The 25,993-nt window shown below is 30.9% G+C and carries 24 protein-coding genes and 2 riboswitches; of the genes, 4 read left to right on the top strand and 20 right to left on the bottom strand.

Annotated elements, in window-relative coordinates; genetic code table 11:
• Positions 1 to 236: 236 nt before the first annotated feature.
• The 4 genes from ACKTTQ_RS17445 (at position 237) to ACKTTQ_RS17430 (ending at position 3,793) form a co-directional block, all read left to right on the top strand.
• Positions 237 to 1,802 carry a hypothetical protein gene (locus ACKTTQ_RS17445; protein WP_408049926.1) on the top strand — a complete coding sequence of 522 codons (1,566 nt, stop codon included), beginning with the start codon at positions 237 to 239 and terminating at the stop codon, positions 1,800 to 1,802.
• Between the two features lie 209 nt (positions 1,803 to 2,011).
• Positions 2,012 to 2,473, top strand: a complete 462-nt coding sequence (locus ACKTTQ_RS17440; protein ID WP_408049925.1) for a hypothetical protein — start codon at positions 2,012 to 2,014, stop codon at positions 2,471 to 2,473.
• Positions 2,466 to 2,969 (top strand): toxin-antitoxin system YwqK family antitoxin, encoded by a 504-nt coding sequence (locus ACKTTQ_RS17435; protein WP_408049924.1) that lies wholly within the window; start codon positions 2,466 to 2,468, stop codon positions 2,967 to 2,969. The genes ACKTTQ_RS17440 and ACKTTQ_RS17435 overlap by 8 nt, the downstream gene beginning before the upstream one ends.
• Before the next feature lie 131 nt (positions 2,970 to 3,100).
• On the top strand, positions 3,101 to 3,793 hold the full coding sequence (locus ACKTTQ_RS17430) for a nitroreductase family protein (protein WP_093870388.1): 693 nt from the start codon (positions 3,101 to 3,103) through the stop codon (positions 3,791 to 3,793).
• 116 nt (positions 3,794 to 3,909) lie between these two features.
• On the opposite strand, the gene metF is transcribed toward ACKTTQ_RS17430, so the two are convergent.
• The 20 genes from metF to ACKTTQ_RS17330 all read right to left on the bottom strand — a co-directional run bounded on the left by metF (position 3,910) and on the right by ACKTTQ_RS17330 (position 25,695).
• A complete protein-coding gene (gene metF, locus ACKTTQ_RS17425) occupies positions 3,910 to 4,866 on the bottom strand; it encodes a methylenetetrahydrofolate reductase [NAD(P)H] (protein WP_093870387.1) in 957 nt (318 codons plus the stop codon).
• A complete protein-coding gene (locus ACKTTQ_RS17420) occupies positions 4,866 to 5,108 on the bottom strand; it encodes a hypothetical protein (RefSeq protein ID WP_093872004.1) in 243 nt (80 codons plus the stop codon). Before ACKTTQ_RS17420 ends, metF begins: the two co-directional genes overlap by 1 nt.
• A gap of 10 nt (positions 5,109 to 5,118) precedes the next feature.
• Positions 5,119 to 7,794 carry a methionine synthase gene (gene metH, locus ACKTTQ_RS17415; RefSeq protein WP_408049923.1) on the bottom strand — a complete coding sequence of 892 codons (2,676 nt, stop codon included), beginning with the start codon at positions 7,792 to 7,794 and terminating at the stop codon, positions 5,119 to 5,121.
• Positions 7,795 to 7,855: 61 nt separating this feature from the next.
• Positions 7,856 to 8,860 (bottom strand): homocysteine S-methyltransferase family protein, encoded by a 1,005-nt coding sequence (locus tag ACKTTQ_RS17410; RefSeq protein WP_093870385.1) that lies wholly within the window; start codon positions 8,858 to 8,860, stop codon positions 7,856 to 7,858.
• Positions 8,861 to 8,910: 50 nt separating this feature from the next.
• A riboswitch (SAM riboswitch) is annotated at positions 8,911 to 9,015 on the bottom strand.
• Positions 9,016 to 9,093: 78 nt separating this feature from the next.
• Positions 9,094 to 9,984: a cysteine synthase CysM gene (gene cysM, locus ACKTTQ_RS17405; protein WP_408049922.1), complete on the bottom strand. Its 891-nt coding sequence runs from the start codon at positions 9,982 to 9,984 to the stop codon at positions 9,094 to 9,096.
• A 21-nt stretch (positions 9,985 to 10,005) separates the two neighbouring features.
• A complete protein-coding gene (epsC, locus tag ACKTTQ_RS17400) occupies positions 10,006 to 10,749 on the bottom strand; it encodes a serine O-acetyltransferase EpsC (protein WP_093870383.1) in 744 nt (247 codons plus the stop codon).
• A 28-nt stretch (positions 10,750 to 10,777) separates the two neighbouring features.
• The gene (locus tag ACKTTQ_RS17395; protein WP_093870382.1) at positions 10,778 to 11,110 is read right to left on the bottom strand and encodes a 2Fe-2S iron-sulfur cluster-binding family protein; all 333 of its coding nucleotides are present in this window, start codon (positions 11,108 to 11,110) and stop codon (positions 10,778 to 10,780) included.
• On the bottom strand, positions 11,110 to 12,165 hold the full coding sequence (locus ACKTTQ_RS17390; protein ID WP_093870381.1) for an NAD(P)/FAD-dependent oxidoreductase: 1,056 nt from the start codon (positions 12,163 to 12,165) through the stop codon (positions 11,110 to 11,112). Before ACKTTQ_RS17390 ends, ACKTTQ_RS17395 begins: the two co-directional genes overlap by 1 nt.
• 81 nt (positions 12,166 to 12,246) lie before the next feature.
• A complete protein-coding gene (locus ACKTTQ_RS17385) occupies positions 12,247 to 12,828 on the bottom strand; it encodes a precorrin-2 dehydrogenase/sirohydrochlorin ferrochelatase family protein (protein WP_093870380.1) in 582 nt (193 codons plus the stop codon).
• Positions 12,825 to 13,592 carry a uroporphyrinogen-III C-methyltransferase gene (gene cobA, locus ACKTTQ_RS17380; RefSeq protein WP_299136586.1) on the bottom strand — a complete coding sequence of 256 codons (768 nt, stop codon included), beginning with the start codon at positions 13,590 to 13,592 and terminating at the stop codon, positions 12,825 to 12,827. Before cobA ends, ACKTTQ_RS17385 begins: the two co-directional genes overlap by 4 nt.
• Before the next feature lie 12 nt (positions 13,593 to 13,604).
• Entirely contained in the window at positions 13,605 to 15,707 is a 2,103-nt protein-coding gene (locus tag ACKTTQ_RS17375) for a HEPN domain-containing protein (protein WP_408049921.1), read from the bottom strand.
• A 34-nt stretch (positions 15,708 to 15,741) separates the two neighbouring features.
• Positions 15,742 to 16,089, bottom strand: a complete 348-nt coding sequence (locus tag ACKTTQ_RS17370; protein WP_093870377.1) for a 4Fe-4S dicluster domain-containing protein — start codon at positions 16,087 to 16,089, stop codon at positions 15,742 to 15,744.
• 12 nt (positions 16,090 to 16,101) lie between these two features.
• Entirely contained in the window at positions 16,102 to 17,349 is a 1,248-nt protein-coding gene (locus ACKTTQ_RS17365) for a sulfate adenylyltransferase subunit 1 (protein ID WP_093870376.1), read from the bottom strand.
• Between the two features lie 47 nt (positions 17,350 to 17,396).
• Complete coding sequence (gene cysD / locus ACKTTQ_RS17360) at positions 17,397 to 18,302, bottom strand: sulfate adenylyltransferase subunit CysD (protein WP_113786925.1); 906 nt, start codon at positions 18,300 to 18,302, stop codon at positions 17,397 to 17,399.
• A gap of 11 nt (positions 18,303 to 18,313) precedes the next feature.
• Positions 18,314 to 18,937 carry a phosphoadenosine phosphosulfate reductase domain-containing protein gene (locus ACKTTQ_RS17355; RefSeq protein WP_408049920.1) on the bottom strand — a complete coding sequence of 208 codons (624 nt, stop codon included), beginning with the start codon at positions 18,935 to 18,937 and terminating at the stop codon, positions 18,314 to 18,316.
• Positions 18,934 to 19,188, bottom strand: a complete 255-nt coding sequence (locus ACKTTQ_RS17350) for a DUF2061 domain-containing protein (protein ID WP_093870375.1) — start codon at positions 19,186 to 19,188, stop codon at positions 18,934 to 18,936. Before ACKTTQ_RS17350 ends, ACKTTQ_RS17355 begins: the two co-directional genes overlap by 4 nt.
• Positions 19,189 to 19,306: 118 nt before the next feature.
• Positions 19,307 to 19,714, bottom strand: coding sequence for an RrF2 family transcriptional regulator (locus ACKTTQ_RS17345; protein ID WP_093870374.1), 408 nt, complete (start codon positions 19,712 to 19,714; stop codon positions 19,307 to 19,309).
• 34 nt (positions 19,715 to 19,748) lie between these two features.
• The gene (locus ACKTTQ_RS17340; protein ID WP_113786835.1) at positions 19,749 to 20,915 is read right to left on the bottom strand and encodes a trans-sulfuration enzyme family protein; all 1,167 of its coding nucleotides are present in this window, start codon (positions 20,913 to 20,915) and stop codon (positions 19,749 to 19,751) included.
• A gap of 62 nt (positions 20,916 to 20,977) precedes the next feature.
• Entirely contained in the window at positions 20,978 to 24,376 is a 3,399-nt protein-coding gene (thrA, locus tag ACKTTQ_RS17335; protein WP_408049938.1) for a bifunctional aspartate kinase/homoserine dehydrogenase I, read from the bottom strand.
• Between the two features lie 26 nt (positions 24,377 to 24,402).
• Positions 24,403 to 25,695: an O-acetylhomoserine aminocarboxypropyltransferase/cysteine synthase family protein gene (locus tag ACKTTQ_RS17330; protein WP_408049919.1), complete on the bottom strand. Its 1,293-nt coding sequence runs from the start codon at positions 25,693 to 25,695 to the stop codon at positions 24,403 to 24,405.
• 125 nt (positions 25,696 to 25,820) lie between these two features.
• Positions 25,821 to 25,958: riboswitch (SAM riboswitch) on the bottom strand.
• Positions 25,959 to 25,993: the final 35 nt, after the last annotated feature.

Genomic DNA, 25,993 nt, shown 5'->3' with positions numbered 1-25,993 from the left:
CAAATACCTAGATATAATAACATACGATTAGTTAAATATAACTCCTTAAAACTTCTATTTATCTTCAATTTATAGAATTGATATAATTATAGTGCTTTTTCTTATTCTATATTTATCCCCTCTTATGACAATCAAATAAAACGTCATTACATTTTTATTCTTCTTTTGCCTTAATTTTTTGAAATTTGATTCAGAATTTACTAACCAGCTGTTATTACAGCACAATACTTCTAATCATGTCAAATTTAACAATTCCACAAATTCAAAAAACGAGCAAATCTGCAGAACAAACTACTGAATTACACAACTATCTTTTAAAAATAGCAGAAAGTGATGCACCATATGTAAACCCAATTGGCGATGCAGAGCCACTAATTTCATTCAATGGGTACTATGCCCTAAATAGTACAGGTTCTTTCCTTACTATTGACACTAATCTATTGGTTAAAAATGGTGAAGTAACTCCTCATGTAGCACTAATCTATTCACCAGACGGTGTTAACTCTAACGTATATCATCTTACTGGACCACACAAGGCTTTCAAAACTATAGAATGGACAGGAACTACCTTAACAGCTCAGGCTGATGTAAATAGTGATGTGCCAAATTTCACAATAGAGTTTACACGAAAAGACAACAGTCAGCAAATTACCTCATCTTTTAAAGGTAAGGTAACTCATGGTTTAAGTGGAGCAATAGAAAATATCAATGGAGAAACCTACAACAATCCAATTCCTATGGCTATGTATGCTGGTACTTACTACGAAGACAAAGGAAAAGGAGCAGAAATTCTTAAAATAGGAACAGATAATACACTTCAATACAACTATACCAACATAGGAGGTAATAAAGGTAACCTTCAAAATGTGGGACTTTTCGTTTACAACCTTAATATGTATGTGTTTTCTTTCAGCTCATTAGATGGTTTATTTAATTATAGCATTATTATGGGAACTTCTGCAGAAGGAGGAATGGTATGTAACGATCTTTTTTCATTAAAAAATAGTCATTTATCTATTCCTCGTTCATTACAAACAGTAACAGCGACTCCTGTTAAGAAACCTGCTAATGGAACAAATACAGCAAGTAAAGAATTGGCTAAGTTTGCTGGATTTTATCACATCAATTCAAGTTCTCAAGTATTCAATAATGCATTCATATCTATAGAAGGACAGTACAAAACCCACAAAGATGGTACAGAAGATTATACAGTTACTCTTGGTGTTTCTTTAGATGGAACTTCCTCTACCGTGTATACTTTTGACAGCACCATGTCATTCGTTCAAAATGGAAACAGTTGGGAGCTTACAGTTCCAATTACAACTCCAATAGGGAGTGACCTAAAAATCAAATTTACTCGTCAATACAAAAGTGTCTATAAAAATGCTGGTAGTTACTATGGTTCGGTTGTGAGTATTTCAGGGAGCTATAATGTTGCTCAGTTCACAGGAGAAACGTTACTTAATGTAGTTCCTTTAATGGGATTTGCAGGAGCTCCTATGAAAGTTACTGCAACATCAAATAAAACGATTGTAATTAAAAGTAACTCTGAAATAGAATATCACGGTACATCTTATAAAACTTTAACTATTGTACCTTTAATGTATATTGTTGGATTTATTGATGAAAATGAAGATGAAGTAATCCTTTCTTTGGGAACTGACGGTGGGAAAGGAAATACTTGCCTAACTACAGTAAGAAGTACTGAAATGGTTAATGGAAAACGAAAGGCTGGTTCTATCAAAAGCATTGAACTTTATACAGCTGTTCCAGGTGGAAGTGCTAGTATACCAAAACACTAAAAACTATATATATTTAAACGAAAAGCCTGGTATAAAGCCAGGTTTTTTTATACAATTTAATCATTATCAAACTTTTTCAATTTAAACAATAAATAATAAAAATTTAATACTACGTTAATTAGAACGCATAGTATTTTTAAATTACTATATTTCACATACAAATAAGAGAATTTTAAAAACTCTAATACTAAGCCTTAATAAAATTAAAAATGAAAAAAATAAAACTTACTATTACTTTATTTACCCTTATACTTTTAAATTCCTGCGCATTAAAACCTATAGCTTCTCAATATAACTTTGTAAAAACAACTATAAAAAATGTTCGATTAAATGATTTAGGTAATGGTAATATTTTAATTTATAATGGCTCAAATATTCTACACAAAATTGACAATACTGCTCGTTTAAATATATGGCTTGACAATAAGCCGCTTGGTCAAATAAGACCTAGTGAATATGTTATAATAAACCTTAAAAATGGTAAACATCACTTTAAGGTATTACATATTGATGTAGTAAATATGAGAAGTAAACATGAAATTGAAATTAATAACGATACTAAAGTTATTAAAATAAAACCAACAATAACATCAAACAAACTTGAAGTAACTAATAAACTTCCTAAAAAATTCAGTAAGTTTAAGTATGCTAAAAAAAGAGGTCATGAGTAAACAAAGTTTTTACTTTTTCAAACTAAATGCACTTATAAAATCGCTTCTATTAGTTTTAATACTATCGAATTACTATGGGTGTGTTAAACAATATAAAAAAGAACAGAAAACAAATAACAATGATTATAAAAACGTAAAAATCAACACCTCAAAATCTCCACATTACAAAAAAGATGAAAAAATGAGGATTTTAAAAAAATTCTATAAAAACGGTCAGTTAAAAAGTGAAGGAGCTTTTATAAATAATAAAAAAGAAGGGCTGCATAAGGAATGGTCAAATAATGGCACTTTAGTTTTAGAAGGCTATTATAAAAATGGACTAGCAAATGGATTAATGAAATGGTATCACGAAAAAGGATATTTAGCTGGAGTTGGATTGATGAAAAACGGATTAAGACACGGAATATGGAAAGTTTACGCTATTGAAGATGGAAAACTAACAGCTAAAGTTCAATTTAAAGAAGGTAAACAAAAAGAAGTATTAAAAACATACTAACAATTGTAAAAAACAAAATTCTTCCTACAAATGCTTTATATTTTCAAACAATAATACACTATAAAATATTTTCTTAAATTAGTATAGTAAAAATCTTATTTTCAAGATTTAAAAAAATAATAATTTCAATTATGGAACTTTCAAAAAACATTAACATCAATGGATACAATCATATCAAATATGATTCAATTAAAATATCCAAAAAAGAAATGATTGAAAAAAGTGAAATTTTCTATGAATGGATTAACAAAAGAAGATCCGTAAGAGAATTTTCTTCTGAACCAATACCAAAGGAAGTAATTGAAAATATAATAAAAAGTGCATCAACTGCTCCTTCTGGTGCGCATCATCAACCTTGGACGTTTTGCGCTGTTTCAAATCCTTTTATAAAAACTAAAATTAAAATTGCTGCTGAAATAGAGGAAAAAGAAGGATATGAACATCGAATGAGTGAACGTTGGAAAAAAGATCTAGAGCATTTAGCCACAGATATGCACAAACCTTTTTTAGAAGACGCTCCATGGTTAATTGTTGTTTTTAAAAAGTCCTATGATTTTGATATAAACGGAGAAAAATGTAATAATTACTATGTTAATGAATCGATAGGGATTTCTTGTGGAATGCTTATTTCAGCTATTCATAACGCGGGATTGGTAACACTTACACACACGCCTAGTCCTATGAATTTTTTAACAAGTATATTAAACAGGCCAGTCAATGAAAGAGCTTTTTTATTACTCCCTGTTGGGTACCCAAAAACACCTGTTTATGTTCCTGATTTAAAAAGAAAAACTTTAGATGAAATGGCTGTTTTTTATGAATGAAATTCATAAAAAACATTTGATTTCAATTTCTATTATTACCTTTAAAGATAAAGAAGCTCCTCTTTTTAAATACTATTAAAAAAGGAGCTTTTATTAATTTCATAAGTTCGATTAAATTAAAAAACTTCGCTCGCAATAGCTTTTATATTACTTGATTTCCCCATTGAATAATAATGAACTACAGGAACACCTGCTTTTATTAATTCTTTACTTTGCTGAATAGCCCATTCAATTCCAACTTGCCTCACTTCTTTATTAGTGTTACAGTTTTCAACTGCATTTACTAAATCTTGCGGTAAATCTAAACGAAAAATTTGTGGTAAAATTTGTAAGTGCCTTTTTACAGCTAAAGGTTTTATTCCTGGAATAATAGGTACATTAATTCCTATCTCTTTTGCCTTTTTAACAAAATTGAAATATTTAGAATTATCAAAAAACATTTGAGTTACCACATAATCAGCTCCCGCGTCTACTTTTTCTTTTAACCGTTTTAAATCACTTTCTAAACTTGGAGATTCTAAATGTTTTTCTGGATAACCAGCTACTCCAATACAAAAATCAGCTTTATAAGGGGTTTCAATAATTTCATGCAAATACTTCCCTTTATTTAAATCGCTAATTTGACCTACTAAATCAGAAGCATAGGTATTTCCTCCATTAGAGGCTTTAAAATATTGTTGATCTTTTCTTGCATCTCCTCTTAAAGCCATCACGTTATCTAATCCTAAATAATGACAATCAACTAATACATATTCAGTTTCTTCCTTTGTAAATCCACCACACAAAACATGTGGTATTGCATCTACATCATACTTGTATTTTAATGATGCACAAATACCAACAGTTCCTGGTCGCATTCTTGTTATTTTCTGCTCTAATAATCCATTTTCTTTTGGTATATAAACATGCTCTTCTCTTGATGTTGTTACATCAATAAAAGGAGGTTTAAATTCCATTAAAGGATCAATGTTATTATATAATTCTTGTATATTTTGTCCTTTTTGTGGTGGAACTATTTCAAAAGAGAATAACGTTTTATCTTTTGCTTTTTTTATGTGATCTGTAACTTTCATTATTCTAATAATTGTTTTTTAACTAAATCATACGATTCTTGATATTCCCAATAAATCAACCTTCCATCTATATAATCAGTTAATACATATTTTTTACTTAAAGATTTAATTCTATTGATTGCTATCAATTTAGAAGAGAATTCACCAACAATTATCTCCTCTGTAACTTCTTTATTATTTTCATCATATCCATGAGAAATAATATGGCTCTTTAAATTTAATTCTATAAATTTTGTTTCCATTTCACCTCTTTTAATTGTCAGCAATTGCAGGATGAAGCCATTTTCTTGCTTTATCTAAAGAAATATTTTTTCTAGTTGCAAAATCTCTAACTTGATCATCAATTATTTTTCCTAATCCAAAGTATTTAGCCTCTTCATTTGCAAAATAATATCCTGAAACAGCTGCAGCTGGCCACATTGCGAGGCTTTCCGTTAAGGTTACTCCAATTTTTTCTTCAACATTTAATAACTCCCAAATTGTTTCTTTCTCTAAATGATCAGGACAAGCAGGATATCCAGGAGCGGGACGAATTCCTTTATAATTTTCTTTTATTAAATCTTCATTTGTTAAATTTTCATCTGCACCATATCCCCAATGTATTGTTCGTACTCTATGATGCAAATACTCTGCAAAGGCTTCCGCAAAACGATCAGCAATAGCTTGTACCATAATTCCGTTATAATCATCATCATTACTCTTATAAGTATTCGCTAATTCATCAGCTCCAAAAATTGCCGTACAAAACGCTCCCATATAATCCGTTTTATTCGAATCGTTTGGAGCTATAAAATCTGACAAAGCAAAACTTGGTTTATCATCTCTCTTTTTTAATTGTTGACGAAGAGTTCTAAAAACGGCTATTTCTTTACCTTTTTTCTTAATTGAAATATCGTCATCATTAGTAGTATTAGCCTCAAATAACCCAAAAATAGCTTTAGGTTTTAACAATTGATTATCTACAATTTCTTGAAGCATATTCTGAGCATCTTCATACAAACTTGTAGCTTGCTCTCCTACAACATCATCAACTAAAATAGCAGGGAATTTACCATGTAAATCCCATGACCTAAAGAAAGGAGACCAATCAATAAAAGGTATTAATTCTTTTAAACTCAATTGTTCTAATGTTTGAATTCCTAATTCTTTTGGCTTTGAAATATTTGATATACTCCAATCTATTTTAAATTTACGCTTACGGGCTTCTTGAATAGTTATATATGCTTTCGTTTTACCTCTTTTAAGAAATTTTTCACGAAACTCTTCATAATCTTTTTTAAGTTTTGCTACATACTCATTTTTAGTGTTCTTATTCAATAAATCACCAACAACAGTAACGGCCCTGGAAGCATCATTTACATGAACTACCGCATTTTTATATTGAGTATCTATTTTAACAGCTGTGTGTGCTTTTGAAGTTGTAGCTCCTCCAATTAATAAAGGAACTTCAAAATTTTGACGTTCCATTTCTTTTGCTAAATAAACCATTTCATCTAAAGAAGGTGTTATTAAACCACTTAATCCTATGGCATCTACATTTTCTTTTTTTGCTGTTTCAATAATTTTTTCAGGTGGCACCATTACCCCTAAATCAACAATTTCATAATTATTACATCCTAAAACTACAGAAACAATATTCTTCCCGATATCATGAACATCACCTTTAACAGTAGCCATTAAAACTTTACCTAAAGCTTGCTGTTTTTCTCCTTTTTCTGCTTCAATAAAAGGGTTTAAATATCCAACAGCTTTTTTCATTACTCGTGCAGATTTAACCACTTGAGGTAAAAACATTTTTCCTGCACCAAATAAATCACCAACAACATTCATTCCCGCCATTAAATTCCCTTCAATTACGTGCAAAGGTCTCTCTACTCCTAATCTAGCTTCTTCAGCATCCTCTACAATAAAAGCATCTATCCCTTTTACCAAAGCATGTGTTATTCTTTCTTGCAATGGTAATTTACGCCACTCTAATGCTTTTCCATCATCCTCTTTCTTCTTCCCTTTTACGGTTTCAGCAAAGTCTAATAATCGTTCAGTAGCATCCTCTCTTCTATCTAAAATTACATCTTCAATGTGTTCTAATAAATCCTTTGGAATATCATCATACACCTCTAACATAGTAGGGTTTACTATCCCAATATTCATTCCCGCTTGAATAGCGTAATATAAAAATACAGAATGCATTGCTTCTCTTACACTATTATTTCCTCTAAAAGAAAATGATACATTACTCACCCCTCCACTTACACTTACATTTGGTAAATTTTCTCGTACCCAACGAGTAGCCTCAATAAAATCTATTGCGTTTTTACGGTGCTCTTCCATACCAGTAGCCACTGGAAATATGTTTAAATCGAAAATAATGTCTTCGGAAGGAAACCCAACTTTATCAACTAATACCCTATATGAACGTTCAGCAATTTCAATTCTACGTTCATAATTATCAGCCTGTCCAACCTCATCGAAAGCCATTACTATTACGGCAGCTCCATATCTTTTTATTTGAGTTGCTTCCCAAATAAATTTTTCTTCTCCTTCTTTTAAACTAATAGAATTTACAACTGACTTTCCTTGTACAACTTGTAATCCAGCTTCAATAATTTCCCATTTTGAACTATCAATCATTATAGGAACACGACAAATATCAGGTTCAGCCGCAATCAAATTTAAAAAACGTACCATGGCTTCTTTTCCATCAATTAAACCATCGTCCATGTTTATATCAATAATTTGAGCACCTCCATCTACCTGATGACGAGCTATAGCCAAGGCTTCATCAAATTTCTCCTCTTTAATTAATCGCAAAAACTTTCTCGATCCAGCTACATTGGTACGTTCTCCTACATTTATGAAATTACTTTCTGGTGTAATTATTAAGGGTTCTAAACCACTTAATTTCATGTTTTTTCTTTCTTCAATCATCTATCTATATAGTTCAGGAAATTCAACATTTAATAATTTTATTTACATTAACCATGACTTACTATTTTTGTATTGCTAATGTTCTTCTTGGTTTATAATTAACAGCTACTTCAGCAATAGCTTTAATATGAGCAGGTCTTGTACCACAACACCCTCCAATGATATTTATTAAGTCCTTTTTTAAATATTCTTCGATTTGACTAGCTGTTTCTTGTGGTGTTTCATCATACTCACCAAAAGCATTTGGTAACCCAGCATTAGGATGTGCAGAAATAGCAAAATCTGTTTTCGAAGCTATAGCTTCTAAATGAGGTTGTAATAAATTTGCCCCTAAAGCACAATTAAATCCTACAGATAATAATGGAATATGAGAAATAGAAATAAGAAAAGCTTCCGCAGTTTGCCCTGATAATGTTCTTCCTGATGCATCAGTAATTGTTCCGGAAACCATAATAGGAATATCAATATTTCGTTCTCCTTTTACCTCTTCAATAGCGAACAATGCTGCTTTTGCATTTAAAGTATCAAATACAGTTTCAACTAATAAAAGATCTGCTCCTCCATCAATTAAAGCTTCTACTTGTTGTTTATAAGCTATTCTTAATTCATCAAAAGTTACTGCTCTATATCCAGGATCATTTACATCTGGAGACATACTTGCTGTTCTATTAGTTGGTCCTATTGAACCAGCTACAAACCTTGGTTTATGAGGTTCTTTTTCTGTAAATTTTTGAGCTACTTCTTTAGCTATTTTGGCTGATTCATAATTTAATTCATATACCAAATGTTCCATTTGATAATCAGCCATAGCAATTGTAGTTCCAGAAAAAGTATTTGTTTCAACAATATCTGCACCTGCTGCAAAGTATTTTCTATGTACTTCTTTTACCGCTTCAGGTTGAGTTATTGACAACAAATCATTATTACCTTGTAAAGGTGTAGGATACTCTTTAAAACGTTCTCCACGAAAATCTTCTTCAGTGAATTTATATTCCTGAAGCATAGTTCCCATTGCTCCATCGAGCACGAGAATTCTTTTTTGTATTTCTTTGTAAATGTTTGACATTCCTGATATTTAATTGTAATGTTATCAGGAAAAGAGAAGTAAAATTCTTTCCGTTATCTCCCTGCTTTCACAGTAGAATGTAGCACCTTCTTTGTTTGCACAAAGGGTTGCTAAGGTTTCGTTGGGTCTAATCCCTCCACCTTTCTTGATAACATCATTAAGTTAATGAACTATAATATAATGCAAATAAACGAATTATTTTTTATTTACTACTTTAAAAAGAATAATTGTTTTTAATATTCAAATAATTCTGAAGATAAATAACGATCTCCTCGATCACAAACAATAGCTACAATAATTCCTTTATCTATTTTTTTAGCTACTTCTAAAGCTACATGCAAAGCTCCACCGCTACTCATTCCTGCCATTATCCCTTCTTCTTTAGCTAATTTGCGTGTCATCTTTGTAGCTTCTTCTCTACTTACTTCAATAGTTTTATCTACTTTATTTTTATCAAATATTTTTGGTAAGTATTCTGGAGACCACCTTCTTATTCCAGGTATTCTAGAACCTTCTTTAGGCTGAGCTCCTACAATTTGAATGTTAGAATTTTTCTCTTTCAAATAGGTAGAAACCCCCATAATAGTTCCAGTAGTACCCATTGCAGAAACGAAATGTGTTATTTTTCCTTCAGTATCATTCCATATTTCTGGTCCAGTAGTTTTATAGTGTGCTTTCCAGTTATCATTATTCTCAAACTGATTTAGCATAAAGTATCCTTTTTTATATCGTAATTCAAGTGCTTTATCTCTTGAGCCTTCTATACCTTCACTTGCTGATGTTAAAATTACTTCAGCACCATACGACTTCATCGTTTTAACTCGTTCTTCAGTTGCATTTTCTGGCATTACTAAAACCATATTCACTCCTAAAACTTTTGCCATTAAAGCTAAAGCAATACCAGTATTTCCACTAGTTGCTTCCACCAAATAATCACCTTTTTTGATGTTTTTTCGCTTAATTGCTTCAGATATCATGTTATAGGCTGCTCTATCTTTTACACTCCCTCCAGGGTTATTACCTTCTAACTTTAATAATAATCGTACTCCTTCTTTATTAATAAGCGATGAAATTTCTACTAAAGGTGTATTACCAACACTATCTATTATTGTTTTGGTTTTCATTCGTTTTTTGTTTAATAAAAATCATTTAACATATGATTTTCTCATTATGATTTTATTTTCTGATTCATACGTTACAATTGATCCTTCAGGTACTGAATCTATTACGCACACATTTGCTCCTATAACACTATCTTTTCCTATCGTTACATCTCCTCCTAAAACAGTTGCATTTGCATAAATCGTTACATTACTTTCAATAGTAGGGTGACGTTTAGTGGATGCTAATTCTTTTTTAACTTGAATTCCACCTAATGTAACTCCTTGATATATTTTTACATTGTTTTTTATAATTGTCGTTTCACCGATAACTATACCTGTAGCATGATCAATAAAAAAAGATTCTCCAATTATTGCGCCTGGATGAATGTCTGTTCCTGTTACACCATGTGCATATTCACTCATCATTCTTGGTAAAACAGGAATTTCTATTTTATACAATTCATGACTTAATCGATATACAGCTATTGCATGAAAACCTGGATATGCCAAATATACTTCTCCTAGACTTTTGCATGCAGGGTCAGTACTTTCAAAGGCTTTTGCATCTAAATCTAATTGATTTCGAATTTCACAAAAAGATTGTTGGTAAAATTCCCAAACATTATTTGCTTTAGGAATCTCTAAGCCTTTACAAATTTTAAGAAATAACTCTCTTAAATGATTTGCTTTTTCTTGACAAACATCATTAAACAATGCATAAAATAATTGCTTTGTAAATACTTCTACATCATCTTTTAATGATAAGTCATACTGTTTAAATTGCATTTTATAGGTTTCTTTTTTACAAATGTAATTAACTTTCTGGTGCTAATTCAATCTCTAAGCCTTCTAACTTAGGGGTTATTTGAATTTGACATCCTAAACGACTATTATCCTGAACATCAAAAGCTTCTGCTAACATAGCATCTTCATCATCCGTTATTTCAGGAAGCTCATGATTTGATTTCACATAACATTGACAAGATGCACACATTGCCATCCCTCCACATACTCCAATCGTTCCCTCAGGAGCTAATTCGTATGAACGAACTACTTCCATCAAATTCATTGCCATATCAGTCGGTGCAATTACCTCATGCATTACACCTTCTCGGTCAGTTATTTTTATAGTAACATCTTGCTCCATTACTCTATAGCCTTTACTACTGCTTTTGGAGCTTCTTTTTTAGTACCATCAAAACCTTGAACTCCACCTACCGTTGTATACTTCATTACATACTTCTTATCTGGATGTATTAATTGGTAAGCACTTTGACACATTAAAGTAGCTTCATGAAATCCACATAAAATTAATTTCAATTTCCCTGGGTATGTATTCACATCACCAATTGCATAAATACCAGGTATATTGGTTTGATAATCTAAAGCATTATTTACTTTAATTGCATTCTTTTCTATCTCTAATCCCCAATTACCAATAGGTCCTAGTTTTGGAGCTAATCCAAATAATGGAATAAAATGATCTGTATCTAAAATATAAGGTTCCTGCCCTTTTTCTTCAATAACAACTCCCGTTACATGGTTATTTCCTAAAACTCCTTTTACCTCAGCTGGGGTAATTAAATTAATTTTCCCTAAGTTTTTTAATTCTTGAACTTTTTCAACTGAATCTAAAGCTCCTCTAAATTCATTTCTTCTATGAATTAGTGTAACTGATTTAGCTACATCTGTTAAAAAGATAGACCAATCTAGAGCTGAATCTCCTCCTCCTGCAATTACTACATCTTTATCTCTATATAGTTCTGGCTCTTTTATCATATATTCGATACCAAAATCTTCAAACTTTGTAATATTCTCTATTTTAGGCTTTCTAGGCTCAAAACTACCTAACCCACCAGCAATAGCAACAACAGGTGCTTGGTGTTTTGTTCCTTTATTAGTAGTTACAATAAAGCTTCCGTCGTCTTGCTTTTCTATAGTTTCTGCACGTTCACCTAATGTAAAACCTGGTTCAAACTGTTTTATTTGTTCTAGTAAGTTCTTAGTTAAATCTCCAGCTAAAATTTCTGGATATGCTGGTATATCGTAAATAGGTTTTTTAGGGTAAATTTCAGAACATTGTCCTCCTGGTTGTGGCAACGCATCTATTAAATGACAACGTAATTTTAATAATCCTGCTTCAAAAACTGTGAATAACCCAGTAGGGCCTGCTCCAATAATTAATATATCTGTCTGTATCATTTCTTTTATTTGTAATTATTATGAAAATAAGGAAATCTATATTATTGGATAGTTTTCTTATTCCTTTATTTCATTATAATTTTAATTTATTAAACCTTCTGTAAGTTTATTTAATGTTTGTACTTTTTTCTCAAAGTTCCCTTTGATTGTTTTTCTAAAACTATTTAAGTTTTCAACTAATTGATTAATGTCTTCTGGCATTACTTCTTCAAAAAATTGTCGTAACCTTTTTGCTGTTGTAGGTGATTTTCCATTTGTTGAAATTGCAACTTTTACATTTCCTTTAGTTACAATTCCTCCCATATAAAAATCACAATAGGGTGGATTATCAGCTACATTTACTAGTTTATTTTCTGCTCTACAATCTTTATATACCTGTACATTCACTTCTGGAATATCAGTTGTAGCAATAACCATATGTTTTCCTATTAAATACTCTTTTTTATAAACATCTTTAATCATTTTTACTGATGCTTTTTGAGCTTCTTTAATCGTATTTTTTCTATAATAAGGAGAAACCATCGTTACCTTAGCATCTGGGCTTGATTTTAATAAAAATGTTAATTTTTCTTCAGCCACATAACCTCCTCCAATTATTAAAACTTCCAATTCATTTACCTTTAAAAAAACTGGATATAAATTATTTCTTTCTTTATCTATCATACCACACTTTTTAAAACTACTTCTTGTTTTACATCTGCTAACTGTTGACGGTGTTTTACCACTTCTCCTAATACAATAATTGCAGGGTTACTTAAGTTATTTTTAGAAACCACTTCCTCAATAGTATCAACGGTACCTATTCCTATTTTTTCTTCAGGAGTTGTTCCATTTTGAATAATAGCTACTGGTAATTCTGACTTTCCTTCTTCTTTAAAAAGTGATACTATTTCAGATAATTTTCCCATTCCCATTAATACAACTACTGTTGCATTTGATTTTGCGGCTAACCTAACATCATTAGATAATTTATGCTGCTTAGTTGTTCCTGTTATTACCCAAAAACTTTCTGAACTACCTCTTTTTGTTAATGGTATGTTTTGATATGCTGGTACAGCTAATGATGATGAAATTCCTGGAATAACAGCTACCTCTAGACCATATGTTGCTGCATATTGCATTTCTTCAGCTCCTCTTCCAAAAATAAAAGGATCTCCACCTTTTAAACGAACTACATGACCATGAGAAAATCCTCTTGCCACAATTAACTCATTAATTTGCTCTTGCTGATAGCGGTAACAGCCTCTTCTTTTACCAACAAAAATTAGTTCTGCTTTTGGATTGATATAATCTAAAAGTTCTGGATTAACTAAAGCGTCATATAAAACAACATCTGCATTTTCTAGTGCTTTAATAGCTTTTAACGTAATTAGCTCAACATCTCCTGGGCCTGCTCCTACTACTGTTAATTTAGGTTGTTTTTTCATCATTATTCCTTTTTAACTTTCTACTACCACTTTTCGGTAAGCATCTATAGTTGTGTAGAATGCTTTAGCTTCTTGCAAATATTTACTAGCAAATGCTTCAGTAGGTTGATTTTTATTAATTTGATACACTAATTCTGAAAATGAAGTTGTTAACTCAATTTTCTTTGTTTCAACAAATACCTCATCAAAGTTTTTTATAATTCCTGCTTGAGTATTTGTCTTTTTACCTTCAGATGTTAGCAGTGCTTTTGCTGTATTTACGATAGCCGAATACCCATGATAAATACTATCAGACCATTGTTTTTCTTTAAAAGCCTGTGTTGCATTTTCTAATTTCTCTTCACTTTCAAAAAGTAAAGTTGCTATTAAATCTATTACTACACCAGCACATTCACCTACTCCAATTGCTTTTACATAGTTTTTATCATGACCCCAATCGATAAAATCATCTTCTTTTAAATTGGTAGTATCAGATAAATGTTTTAAAATATCATAAAAATATGTTTTTCCATTTCTATCATAGTATGCTAAGAAATCCTCATCTTCTTCTTTATTATCCTCAAAATCGTTTAATAAAATTCTTAATGCTTCCGGACCTCTTTTACTAGGTATTTTAACTAATTTATCTGAAAAACGACCTTCTCCATTTCCTACAATACCTCCACCAATTAACACTTGTAATGCTGGTGCTAATAAGTTTCCTACTTTTACAGACATTCCTTGAAAACCTATGTGTGCCATATTATGCTGACCACAAGCATTCATACAACCACTAATTTTTATAGTTACTTCCTTATTGTTAAGATATTCTGGATATTCAGTTTTAAAAACACGCTCTAATTCTGCCGCAATTCCTGTACTACTTGAAATTCCCAAATTACATGTATCTGTTCCTGGACATGCAGTAATGTCTGCTGTACTATTATAACCTACTTCAGTAAATCCTAGTTTTTGTAACTCTACATAAAAGAAAGGTAAAAACTCTTCTCTTACATGGCGTATTAAAATATTTTGTCTTAACGTAAAACGTAGTTCGTTTGCTGCATATTTCTTAATTAAATCAGCTAACAATCGTGCTTTATCTGTATAAAAATCTCCTAAGTGAACTTTAACACCAACAGCATACAATCCTTCTTGCTTTTGTTTTATAACATTCGCTTGCTTCCATTCTTCATATGCTCTTTCATCTTCTATTGATACTGAAGGAGCCTCTAAAGTTTCAAAAGTAATTTCTTGTTCAAATTTTGAAGTATCAATAGAGTACGATTGGTATGCTAAAGCCTTTCTTTCTGTTTCAACTAAAGTTAAAAACTGATCCAAACCTAAATCTTTTACCAAGAACTTTAATCGTGCTTTTGCTCTTTTTGAACGTTCACCATAACGATCAAACACACGTAAAACTCCTTCAATAGTTGGTATTAATAAATCAGCTTCTAAAAACTCATACATAACATCAGCATGACGTGGTTGAGAACCTAATCCACCCGCTAACAATACTTTAAACCCTTTTATTGTTTTTCCTCCAATAGTTTTAGTTTTAGCTATAAAACCTAAATCGTGCATAAAGCTTATTGCAGTATCTTCATCAGTTGCTGAAAACGACATTTTAAACTTCCTTCCCATTTCTTGACAAATTGGGTTACGTAGAAAAAATTCAAAAGTTGCATGTGCATATGGACTTACATCAAAAGGTTCATTGATGTCTATACCTGCTGTTTCAGATGCTGTTACATTTCTAACAGCATTTCCACATGCCTCACGTAATGTAATATCATCCTTTTCTAATTGAGCCCATAATTCTGGGGTTCTATCTAAGCTTACATAGTGAATTTGAATATCTTGACGCGTAGTTATATGTAACCTTCCTCTTGAATATTCATCAGAAACATCTGCTATTCTATGTAATTGCTCACTAGACACTTTACCATAAGGTAATTTAATACGAATCATTTGTACACCTAATTGGCGTTGACCATAAACTCCTCTTGCTAAACGTAAACTTCTAAAACGCTCTTCATCTATCTTTCCTTCTTTAAATAAACTTATTTTACGTTCTAATTCAAGGATATCTTTTTCTACAACAGGGTTCTCTATTTCTGATCTAAAACTTTGCATGATTTTTAATTGTTTGCTTATAAAAGCATTAATACTAGTTGTGTAATAATTGTTGTTTTACTAATAACTCTTCTTCTGTTTCTACATGATTATCATCAGGTACACAACAATCTACTGGGCATACTGCCGCACATTGTGGTTCTTCATGAAACCCTTTACATTCTGTACATTTATCAGGAACAATAAAATAATACTCATCAGAAACTGGCTCTTGAACCTCATCTGCATCTATTTGATCACCATTAGGTAATTTAACTGCTCCTTCTAAAGATGTACCTTCACTATACTTCCAATCATCAGCCCCTTCATAAATTGCTGTATTTGGGCACTCTGGCTCGCAAGCTCCACAGTTAATACATTCGTCTGTTATTATAATTGCCATTGCTTTATTTTTTTACTTAATAAAACCAACACCTGCTGTGTTGTTTGTTTTTGGATTAATAACTATAAATGCACCATTAGCTTTATTCTCTTGAAATTTATCAACAAAAAGCGGCTTACTTATTTTTAAAGTAACATTACCAATTTGGTTAAGTGATAATTCATTTGGTGAATTTTCTTCTCCTGAAAAATCAGTATGAATTAACGATGATACATCTGTTATTTTAGCTTGAGCATCATTTACACCATGCTTTATATAATATTTTTCTGATACCTGAAGTGGTTGTTTATCCATCCAACAAATAGTTGCTTCAATTTGTTTTACAACTTTTGGTTCTTCACCACTTTTAACCAACATATCTCCTCTACTTATGTTTACATCATCTTCAAGTGTTACAGTTATTGAACTACCACTTTTTGCTTCTTGATATTCATGATTAAAAAACTGAATACTTTTAACTTTAGATTGCGTATTAGAAGGTAATATAGTTACTTGATCACCTACTGCTAAATCACCTCCATAAAGTTTACCTGCATACCCTCTAAAATCGTGATATTCGTCAGTCTTTGGCCTTATAACACTTTGTATAGGAAAACGAGCTTGAGAACTAGTATTTACATTATCAGAACTTAAACTTTCTAAATGATTTAACAAAGGTTCACCTTTGTACCACTGCATCTTATCTGATGATTCTACCACATTATCACCTTTTAAAGCTGATAAAGGAATAAAAGTTAAGTTTTGATTTTGGTATTCACTTTTACTTGCTAAATACTCAATTTCACCTTTTATTTGGTTAAATTTCTCTTCAGAATAATCTACCAAATCCATTTTATTAATAGCAATTACAACATCTTTTACTCTTAATAAATTATTGATAAAGAAATGACGATACGTTTGTTCAACAACACCATTTCTAGCATCTACCAAAACAATAGAAGCTTGTGAATTTGATGCTCCAGTTACCATATTTCTAGTATACTCAATATGACCAGGAGTATCAGCAATAATAAAACTCGTTTTCGGTGTAGAAAAGTAAATATGTGCTACATCAATAGTAATTCCTTGTTCACGTTCAGCTACTAAACCGTCTGTTGCTAATGAAAAATCTAAATAATCAAATCCTCTTTGTTTACTTTTTTCTTCTATCGCTTGTAATTTATCTTCAGTTAATGATTTCGTATCGTATAAAATACGTCCTATTAAAGTACTTTTACCATCATCTACACTCCCTGCTGTTGCTATTTTTAGTACGTTCATTTTAGTATTTTTTAACTATTATTTTAAAATAGTTTATTATTGTTTTTTTAGAAATATCCTTGTTGTTTACGCTTCTCCATTGCAGCTTCCGATCGTTTATCATCTATCCTTGCTCCTCTTTCAGATATAGAAGAATCTCTAATTTCTTCTACAACTGTATTTATATCAATAGCATTAGATAATACTGCAGCTGTACAGCTCATGTCTCCTACAGTTCTAAAGCGTACCATACGTTCTTCAACCTTTTCATCATCTTCTCGATAAACAACATCGTCTTCAGCCGACCAAATAAGTCCATCTCTTAAAAAAGTAGCTCTTTTATGAGCAAAATAAATAGATGGAATTTCAATTTTCTCTTCTTTTATATATGACCAAACGTCTAATTCTGTCCAGTTAGATATTGGAAAAACGCGTACATTTTGTCCTAAATCAATCTTTCCATTTAGCATATCAAATAATTCTGGACGTTGATTTTTTTCATCCCACTGCCCAAAATCATCACGTACAGAAAAAATACGCTCTTTTGCTCTTGCTTTTTCCTCATCTCTACGCGCACCACCGATACATGCATCAAAACCAAATTCTTCTATGGCATCTAATAACGTTTCAGTTTGTAACATGTTTCGGCTCGCGTACTTCCCTGTTTCCTCTTTTACTTTTCCTGTATCTATATTGTCTTGTACATTTCGTACAATTAACTCTACTCCTAACTCTTTTACTAAACGGTCTCTAAATTCAATCGTTTCAGGAAAGTTATGTCCAGTATCAATATGCATTAAAGGAAAAGGAATTTTTGCTGGATAAAATGCTTTTTGAGCTAGTCGCACCAATGTTATACTATCTTTTCCCCCTGAAAATAATAACACTGGTTTCTCAAATTGCGCGACTACTTCCCTCAATATATATATGGCTTCACTTTCTAAAGCTCCTACTTTAATTATATTTGTATTCATAATCATGTTTTTTATATATGTAAACCACACTCTCTATTACTTTCTACTTTAGTTGGATCAAAATATTTGAATTCATTTGGTAAATTATTTTCTTCCAAATAAGCATCCAACTCATTATCTGACCAATTATAAAATGGACTTATTTTTAACTTTCCGTCTTTACTTTTTGATACAACATCAATACTATCTCTAAAAGCTGTTTGACCTTTTCTTAAATTAGTAAACCAAACATCTGGATTATGCTCATCCATTGCTCTTTTAAAAGGCTCTAACTTTACTTGTTCCGTAAAAACTGTATGATTTGGATCTTCAATTGTAGGTAATCCTAAAGTAATATCTCTGTGAGCTACTGTTTGCTTAGGCACATACAAATGAATATTAAGTTTTAAATTTGCTATTAACTCTTCTGCATGTTTATATGTTTGTGGAGTATTGTAACCTGTATCGCACCAAACCACCTTTACATCTTTTTTTAATGCTGCTACTAAATGTAGAATAGCACCTTCATACGGTCTAAAGTTTGTTGTTACCACTGGTTTAGTTGCCACAGACAAAGCCCATGCTACAATTTCTTGAGGTGACTTACCTTTTAATTGGTTATTTATTGCTGCTAAATCAATTGTTTCTATACTCATTTTTTACCCCATTTAATATTATTCCAAGCTCTTTCATGAAAAAAATACAATATCATTTTTGTTCCTAATTCAATCGCTCCTATAGAAAAAGCTGTTTTCACCTCTCCAGTTATTACCCAAGAAATAAGAATAGTATCAATCGTTCCAACTACTCGCCAACTAATTGATTTAACTATACTTCTTATAGGCTTTTCTGAACGCTTATCTGCGTTAAAATTTGCTTTATTTTCTATTATTTGTTCTACAATCATTTTAAAATACCTTTACCCTATCGGAATACTAGGTTTTAAGTTGACAAATATACATACTGATTATTAATATCAAAGAAAAAAATTAAATTTTTAACAATAAGATAATATTTGTAACTATCTAAACAAGATCAGCAAGTGTAGTATTACGTAATACTTGTAAGGTGTTATCTCTTACTTGAATCATTAATTTATGTACTGAACATGCATCCTCATCTGGGCAGTCGTCACATTTTTCATAATAATTCAAACTAACACAAGGAACCATAGCTATAGGACCTTCAAGAGTTCTAATGACTTCAGTCATTTTAATAGTACCTGCTTCTTTTAGCAAATAATATCCACCACCCTTTCCTTTTTTTGCTCCTAAAATTCCAGCTTTACGTAAGGTAAGTAATATACTTTCTAAAAACTTATGAGAAATATTTTCTTTTTCTGAAATAGTTGCTATTTGTACTTTACTACCAGGTTCTTGCCTAGCTATAAAAGTCATCGCCTTTATTCCGTATTTAGTTTTTTTAGAAAGCATATTACAAAAATACACTTTTACTTTTATTTATTTTCTAATTATTTAATGCTTGATTTAAATCATTAATAACATCTTCTACATTTTCTAAACCAATAGAACATCGTACCAAACCGTCAGTAATACCAACTTCTAACCTATCTTCTATACTTAATTTACTATGTGTTGTTGAAGCTGGATGTGTAACTATCGTCCTCGTATCTCCTAAATTCGCTGATAATGAACACATTTTTATATTATTTAAAAATTTTCTTCCGGCTTCAATTCCACCTTTAATTTCAAAAGCTACAATATTTCCTCCTAAACGCATTTGCTTCTTGGCTGTTTCATATTGAGGGTGTGATTTTAAAAAAGGATATTTTACTAAGTTTACTTTTGATTCTTTTTCTAAAAACTGAGCTACTTTTAACGCATTTTCGCAATGTTTTTCAACTCTTATAGCCAATGTTTCTAAACTTTTTGACAACACCCAAGCATTAAATGGAGACATTGCCGGCCCAGTATTTCTTGAAAAAAGATAAATTTCTCTAATCAAATCAGCTTTACCAACTGTAATACCACCTAAAACTCTTCCTTGCCCGTCTATTAATTTTGTTGCTGAATGAATAACTAAATCTGCTCCAAACTTGATTGGATTTTGCAAATAAGGTGTTGCAAAACAATTATCAATTACTAACAATAAGTTATGCTTTTTAGCTATAGCACCAAGTATTTCAAGATCTAAAATATCTACAGCAGGATTTGTTGGAGTTTCCGCATATAAAACCTTAGTGTTTGATTTAATTAAACTTTCAATTTTTTCAGGTTCAGAAATTTTAAAATAACTGGTTTCAATATTCCATTTAGGTAAATACTTAGTAAACAAACTATGAGTTGATCCAAATACTGACCTGCATGAAACAATATGGTCACCAGCATTTAATAAAGCTCCAAAAGTTGAAAACACAGCTGCCATTCCTGTTGCAAAAGCATAACCAGCTTCAGCTCCTTCCATTGCAACCACTTTATTTACAAACTCAGTTGTATTTGGGTTAGAGAATCTACTATATAAATTCTTTTCTTTTTCTTCAGCAAAAGAAGCTCTCATATCTTCAGCATCATCAAATACAAAACTTGATGTTAAGTATAAAGGTGTTGAATGTTCAGAAAATTGCGATCGTTCTGTTTGTGTACGAATAGCTTGTGTTTCAAAATTTTTACTCATATTTATTTTTTTTATAGCTCTAAAATATTTTTGATCTTATATATTTTAATGACGTTTAATGCCTAGTTATTGCTTTTTGTCAATCGTAGAATATCTCCAAATACTCCTCTTGCAGTTACTTTTGCACCAGCACCTGCTCCTTGAATTACAATAGGTTGTTCTCCATAAGATTCAGTATAAATTTCAAAAATAGCATCAGATCCTTTTAAACTTCCTAAAGGTGAACTAACAGGTACAGAAACTAATTTTACATCTAACTTTCCTTTTGTTTGTGATAAATCTCCATATAAATCACCTATGTATCTTAACACATGATTTTCTTCTTGTTCCTCTTTTAATTTTTGAAAAATAGGGCTTAATTTTTCTAAGCTTGACAAAAACTCTTCAGATGATATTTTTCTGAATTCTTTAGGAATTAAATTCTCTATTGTAATATCATCAAATTCATTTTCTAAATCTAATTCCCTAGCTAAGATTAATAATTTTCTTGCCACATCATTTCCACATAAATCCTCTCTTGGATCTGGCTCGGTAAATCCACTATCTATAGCTTCTTGTAACACCTTTGAAAACTCTACCTTTACAGATGAAAACTTATTAAACAAATAACTTAATGAACCCGAAAAAACACCTCTAATTCTTGTTATATTCTCTCCAGAATCATGCAGTAACTTTATAGTATCAATTAATGGTAATCCTGCTCCTACATTCGTTTCATATAAATAACTTTTCTTATTAATATCTAGTGTTTTTCGTAACTTTTTATAAAAATCATATGATACAGTATTTGCTATTTTATTTGACGAAACTAAGTCAAAACCAGCTTCTACTAGTGGAATATAATTATCTATAAAACCTTTACTAGCTGTATTATCTACTGCTATTAAGTTTTCTAAATGATGTTTCTTAGCATAAGCTATTACAGCATCTACAGTTTGTAAATTGTTCTCACTATTTTCTAACTCTTTTTCCCAATTTTTGGTAACTCCAGTTTTTGTTAATACTACTTTTTTGGAGTTTGCTATAGCAAAAACATTTAATTGAACTTTACGTCTATCTAAAATAGCTTTAGCACTCTCTAAAATTTGATCTATTAACGTTCCACCAACCAATCCTTTTCCAAATACTGCTATATTTATCTTTTTTGCAACTCCAAAAACTTGTCCATGAATTACATTAACTGCTTTATGTAATTCTTCTTTTTTAACTACTAGACTAACATTTTTACCCGTAATTGTATTATTAAATAATAAAGGAACAATTTGATTTTTAATCAAGGCATTATAAGGGTGATGAAATTCACTCAAATCTTGTCCTATTATTGAAATTACTGAAACATCATCAATAATAGATATTTGATTCACGTCTTTAGATAATAAATCACTTTCAAATTCTTGCTCTAATACTTTAACTGCCTCTTCAGATTTATCCTTATCAACTACTAATCCAATACCTCTTTCAGAAGATCCTTGAGAAATAATACTAACACTTATATCCTGGCTACTTAATGCTTTAAAAATACGAGCATCAACACCTACCTTACCCAATAAACCTCTTCCTTCAAAGTTTAGTAAAGCTACTTTATCTAATACAGATAATGATTTAATACCCTTAGAACTTGATTTAGCTGTAATCAAAGTACCTTTATCTTCAGGGTTAAATGTATTTAAAATACGTAGATTTATATTTTTCTCTAACAATGGAATAATTGTTTTTGCATGTAAAATGTTTGCCCCAAAATTGGCCAATTCATTTGCTTCAGAAAAAGATAACTCTTCTATTTTTTTTGCATCTTCTACTAAATCTGGATTTGCTGTAAATATTCCATCAACATGAGTATAGTTTTGCAATTCTTCAGCATCTAAATAATTTGCTAAGAGCGAAGCTGTATAATTACTTCCATTTCTACCCAGTGTTGTTGTTTCATTTTTTGTATTAGAAGCTATAAACCCTGTTACTATATTAACGGTAGTTCCATTAAACTCTTTGAAATGTTTTTTTACATTTTCTTTTGAAACATCAAGAACTGTTTGAGCATTACCCAAATTTTTATCAGTCTTTAATAATCCTCTAGCATCAGTAGCTTTAGTGTTAATTCCTTTTTGTTCTAGTAACTCAGCTACTGTTTTTATAGACAATAATTCTCCTTGTGCTAAAACTTCATCCTTTATTTTATCACTAAAATCTCCTAATAAACTTACTCCTTCAAATAGTTTTTCTAACCTAGTAAACTCTTTTGAAAAATCAACTAATGGTGTAATTTGTGACTGTTCATATTTAAATGCTTCTAGTTGTTCTAAATATGTTTCATTTTTTGATGCCTTAACTAATAGCTCTTCTAATGTATCTGTTGCGTTCCCTCTTGCAGAAACTACAACAGCCACCTTTTCTCCTTCATTAATCTTTTGCTCTATAATAGATACTACATTATGTATCCCTTCGTTAGATAAAGATTTTCCTCCAAATTTTAAAATTTTCATTTTTTTATTTTTTGAATTTTTATTGAATATTGGTTCAATAATTTTTTCTAATTGATCATGTTCCATCAAAAATGCATCATGTCCATGATCAGAATTTATTTCGTTATAAGTTACATTTGAATTTACTAATGCTAACTCTTTATGTGTTTCTCTGTTTTCTTCCGCAGTAAAAAACAAATCAGAATCTACACCAACAATATGAATATCTCCTTCAATCGTTTCTAATACATTACTTCCTTTTTTACCTTTGGTTACATCAATTGTTTTTAACAATTGATTCATCAATTTATAAGAAGCTAACTGATAACGCTCTTGTAATTTTTTTCCATGGTGAAGTAACCAACTTTCTACATTAAAAATTTGTAGTTCTTCATTTTTAGATCGTTGAAAACGTTTTTTAAAAGATTCTGGTGTACGATAGCATAACATTGCATGCATACGAGCATCATGAACAGGGTTACTAGAATTTACTAAAAACTGCTCTTGTATTTGACAATTAGCAATTAACCAATCGGTTGATTTCCAATCTGTAGCTACAGGTATAAAATGCTCAGTTATTTTAGGATTTAAAACTACCATTTCCCATGCTATTCCACCTCCTAAAGAACCTCCTATTAAAGCAAAAAGCTTTTCTATTTTTAATAATTTTAATCCCTCTAAAAATATTTTAGCTATATCACGAGCTACAAAACTTTTATAATCGTCAATTAAAAAATCATCAAATCCGTTTCCTGGTATATTGAAACAAAGTATCGTATACACATTGGTATCTATTACTCTTTCATTTCCAACTAATTCTTTCCACCATCCCTCTTTTCCGGCTACATTGCTGTTTCCTGTTAGCGCATGGTTTATTAAAATCACAGGAGCAGTACCCAGTTTTTTACCAAACAACTGATAACTTAACGGTAAATTAGTAAACTGAGCACCACTATCTGTAATACAACTAAAAATAGTTAGGTGATTTAATTTTTCTTTAATACTCATGATTTCCTTTAACTTCTTTTTTAAACTAAATCTTGTTGAGGAATTTTAGTAAAAGCTTCTTTTAAATCAGTTTGTAAATCATCAATATTTTCTATCCCTACTGATAAACGAATTAAGTCTTTTGTTACTCCTGCATTTTCTTGAGCTTCTTCACTCAATTGCTGATGAGTAGTACTTGCCGGATGGATAATTAAAGATTTAGTGTCTCCTATGTTTGCTAACAGTGAAAATAACTTTGTAGTATTTGCTACTGTTTTTGCCGCTTCATATCCTCCTTTTAATCCGAAAGTTACAATACCACTTTGTCCTTTAGGTAAATATAAATCTGATAATGATTTATATTTACTAGTTGCTAAACCAGGATAGTTTACCCATGATACTTCTTCTTGATTTTCTAACCATTTAGCTAACTCTAAAGCATTTTCGCTATGCTTTTGAATACGAACTTCTAATGTTTCCAATCCTTGAATTATTTGAAAAGCATTTGTTGGACTTAATGCTCCTCCAAAATCTCGTAATCCTTCTAAAATTAATTTAAATGTATAAGATGCTGCTCCTAATGCTTCATGATATACCAATCCATGGTAACCAGCTGAAGGCTCAGTAAACTCAGGAAATTTTCCATTTGCCCAGTTAAAAGTTCCAGCATCAATAATTGCACCTCCTAAAGAGTTTCCTTGACCTCCAATATATTTTGTAAGTGAATGAATTACAATATTTGCTCCATGTTCTATTGGATTTAATAATGCAGGTGTTGCTACCGTATTGTCAACAATAAAAGGGACTTCTGCTTTTTTTGCATATACAGAAATTCCTCTTAAGTCTAATACGTCTAATTTTGGATTTCCCAATGATTCAACAAAAAATGCTCTTGTATTTTCTTGTACAGCTTTTTCAAAATTTTCAGGATTTGAAGCATCAACAAATGTAGTTGTAATTCCTAATCTTGGTAATGTAACGCTTAATAAATTATAGGTTCCTCCATATAAACTACTTGATGCTACAATATGATCACCTGCTTTTAACAAAGTTAATAACCCTGTTGAAATTGCTGCAGTTCCTGAAGCAAAAACAACAGCTCCTGTACCGCCTTCAATAGCTGCTAAACGATCTTGTAAAATTTGATTTGTTGGATTATTTAAACGTGTATAAATAAATCCTAATTCTTTTAATGAAAATAGATTTGCTGCATGATCAGAATCATTAAAAACATATGATGTTGTTTGATAAATAGGAACAGCTCTTGTTCCACCTGTTTGTTTAACATCATGTCCTGCGTGCAACGCATTAGTTGCAAATTTTTGTGTACTCATTTTTCTTGTTTTTTGAGTTAATAAAAAAATTAAAACAAAAGCCAAAACACATCTTTAAAAGATGTTGCTTACTAGAAAAATGTTATTAAGAATTAAGATGTTTCTTGAATTTAGAAACTTCTCTTGGGTTATCTATCCGTTTATTATTACTTCTAAATTTAAAATGAAGTAATGTTTTGGTAGAATTTAGCACCTTCTTTGCATTGCGCAAAGGGTTGCTAAGGTTTCACAGGGTCTAATCCCTCCACCTTTCTTGATAACATCGTCAATAAGTGTTTGAACTTTTACGAGTACAAAT

The sequence above is a fragment of the Tenacibaculum halocynthiae genome (assembly GCF_964512825.1).
GTDB classification, from domain to species: domain Bacteria; phylum Bacteroidota; class Bacteroidia; order Flavobacteriales; family Flavobacteriaceae; genus Polaribacter; species Polaribacter halocynthiae.
The sequence above is the reverse complement of the archived record's forward strand: the minus strand, read 5'-3'. Positions and strand labels throughout refer to the sequence as shown.